The sequence below is a fragment of the Nitratidesulfovibrio oxamicus genome, assembly GCF_015731765.1.
In the GTDB taxonomy this organism is placed as follows: Bacteria; Desulfobacterota; Desulfovibrionia; order Desulfovibrionales; family Desulfovibrionaceae; genus Cupidesulfovibrio; species Cupidesulfovibrio oxamicus.
Genome location: NZ_VRYY01000358.1, coordinates 1 through 2,651 on the forward strand (window position 1 = coordinate 1; position 2,651 = coordinate 2,651).

Genomic DNA, 2,651 nt, shown 5'->3' on the forward strand with positions numbered 1-2,651 from the left:
GGGTGCCGCCACCACGCCGTCACCCGCCCCGTTGGCATCGCCCGGAACGGCAGGCGACGGCGTGGGGGGCGAGGCCAGGGCCGCGCTGCCCAGCAGGGCGCGCAGTTCCTCGGGGTCGCTGCTGTGCAGCAGGGATTCCAGGTTGGAAAGCCGCTCCAGTTCCACCCGCGCTTCCTTCAACTGGCGGTCCAGGGACTGGTTCTGGTTCACCAGCGTCCGATTGGCCTGCCAGAACGAGAATCCGGCCCACCCCCCGAAACCGGCCAGCAACGGCAGCAGCACCAGCGAAATGGTGAGCAGCCGCAGGGCCAGGGGGCTCACGCGCAGGCGACGCACGCGGCAGTCGTCGCGCATGAGCAGCAGGCTGTATTTCTCGTCGGTCATCATCGGGCGGCGGGACTCCATTCTTCCTTGACGATTTCCCAGCCCTGACCATCCTGGCGCAGCAGCAGGGTCTTCACGCCCCGGTCGGAGTAGCCGGTAACGTCGCGGTAGTCCTGGGTCATGTCGGCACGCACGCCGCCAGCCACGGCCTCTATGCGCAGGCCCTTCAGCTGGACCTTGGCGGGCTTGGCCTTGCGCCACAGTTCCTGTTTCTGCTGGCGGATGGACGCGGAGCCCTTGCGCGGGGCCTGTTCCGCATCGTCGGAGTAGCAGGCGATGTAGTTCTTCACGTCGCCGCGCTCCCACGCCTTGCGCCACTTTTCGACAAAGGCGGTGACCTGCGGCGATACCGTCTCAAGGTAGTTGGCTTCCATGCCCACGTCGGCGGGCACCCATTCCATGCCCACGATGCGGTATTCGCCCTTCCTGTCGGGCTGCCAGTACAGGCGGCGGATGCCTTCCGTGGTCATGTTGGGGGCACGGTAGTACTGGTTGAACCAGGTCACCCAGTAGCCGGGACCCTGCATCACCTGCACGTCGGAAACGGAGGTCTGGATCCACGCCAGCTGCTTGAACAGCCGTTCCTTCTGGTTGCGGAACGCGGCGAACGATTCTTCCTGCGCGGCGGAGTACGCTTCGGGGTCGTAATAGTCGAACATGGCGGGCGAGCGCGAACCCCAGGCCTTGGCCCACCCCTTGACCTTGTCTTCCAGCTTGCGCGCGGTGGCCTTGTCTTCCTTGGCGGGCGAGGCGTCGGTGCTCACGTCGCCGGCCACGGCCACGGGGGTGCCGGGCGCGAACAGCTTGCCAGCCTTGTCGATATCGGCCCGGTTCAGGGCGATGCAACCCTTGGTCTCGCGCGGGACGATGTCGTGCCCCTTGCTGTGGATCCAGATGCCGGAGCCGGTCTTGCGGCGCAGCTTGTCCACGGGGTTGGGGTAGTTCAGGGTATAGGCAATGCCGCCGTACATGGCCATGTCCAGCCCGGCGGACAGCTTGTTGACCACGAAGTAGATGCCTTCGGGGGTCTTCAGGTCGCCCGCGGTCTGCTTGTCGCCCGTGGCCTGCCCGGTGGTGCAGACGTAGCTGGCGGCGAGCTTGAGCGGGCTGTGGCGTTCGTAGATGTGCAGCTTCTGGTCTTCCTTGTCCACGGCCACCAGGCGGCGCGGGGTGCCCGCGTCGTCCGGTATGCGCACGTGCCACCCGTTGGCGGGGGCGGAAAGGGGACAGAAAAGGGAAAGCAGCAGGACAGCGGCAGGCAACAGGCGGTATAGGGCGCGGATGGTGCTTCGATGCATCTCGGTGCGCGGGCTGTGCACCCCCGCAGGGGTACGGTGATCCGTCGAAACGGCGGATATGGAGCCTGTTCCCCGTCAGGGTTGCCGGCGTGCGCCGCAAGGGTGCGTACCGGTGGGGGCTGGCCGCCGGGGCCTTGTGCTGTGTCCGTCGGCGCTGTCAGGCTTGCGCCTGGCTGGCCGGATTGTCCAGTCTGGCCGGAAGTTACGGTCTGGCCGGTTGGCCGGACCTTCCGGGCTGTCGGAAAGGGGTGCCGCCTAGGAGCGCGCGGCGTCCACCAGTTCCTTGCGGGTAAATATCGAAATCAGGTCGTACCCGGCATCCTTGATGGCCTGCCTGCCGCCTTCCTCTCGGTCCAGCACGGTGCATACGGCCACGATGCGCAGGCCCGCGGCCTCTACCCGTTCGCAAGCCTTTAACAGGGAACCGCCAGTGGTGACAACGTCTTCCAGCATGGCCACGGGGTCTCCGGGGGCAAAATTGGCAAGGCCTTCCACGTACTGGTCCGTGCCGTGCCCCTTGGGCTGCTTGCGCACGATGAAGCCCGCCAGCGGGCGGCCCCGTTCGTGCGAGATGACCGTGGTGGCGGAAATCAGCGGGTCGGCGCCCAGGGTCATGCCCCCCACGCCCACTACCGGCACGTCGCGCAGCAGTTCGTTGAACAGCGAGCCGATGAGCCACGAGCCCTCGGCGTGCAGGGCAGTCTGCTTGCAATCGAAGTAGTAGTCGCTCTTCCGACCCGAGGTAAGGGTGAAATCACCCTCGCGGTATGATTTTTCCACAAGCAGGCGGGCCAGGCGGGTGCGAAGGTCGTTCATGGGTATCCTTGCGATGGCGGGTGTGCGTGGTTCCGTGGTCCGGTGCCCATGGCGCTGTCCGATGCGTCTTGCTCGGGGCGCCGTGCGCTGGCGCACCGGGCGGATGGACCGCCCGGCATGCCGACGCCGCGGGGCGCCCGGAAGCGCTGGTGG

The 2,651-nt window shown here is 66.9% G+C and carries 2 protein-coding genes and 1 pseudogene; all 3 read right to left on the reverse strand.

What is annotated here, in order from left to right; genetic code table 11:
- A pseudogene (locus FVW20_RS12125) lies at positions 1-387 on the reverse strand (hypothetical protein); the annotation flags it as partial.
- On the reverse strand, positions 384-1,580 hold the full coding sequence (locus FVW20_RS12130) for a L,D-transpeptidase family protein (RefSeq protein ID WP_307831514.1): 1,197 nt from the start codon (positions 1,578-1,580) through the stop codon (positions 384-386). The gene FVW20_RS12130 and the pseudogene FVW20_RS12125, both read right to left, overlap by 4 nt.
- A 357-nt stretch (positions 1,581-1,937) precedes the next feature.
- Positions 1,938-2,498, reverse strand: a complete 561-nt coding sequence (gene pyrE / locus FVW20_RS12135) for an orotate phosphoribosyltransferase (RefSeq protein WP_012612598.1) — start codon at positions 2,496-2,498, stop codon at positions 1,938-1,940.
- Between the last annotated feature and the right edge of the window lie 153 nt (positions 2,499-2,651).

Coding starts and splice junctions, on each gene's coding strand:
- pyrE (WP_012612598.1), bottom strand. CDS start 2,498: ATGAACGACCTTCGCACCCGCCTGGCCCGCCTGCTTGTGGAAAAATCA.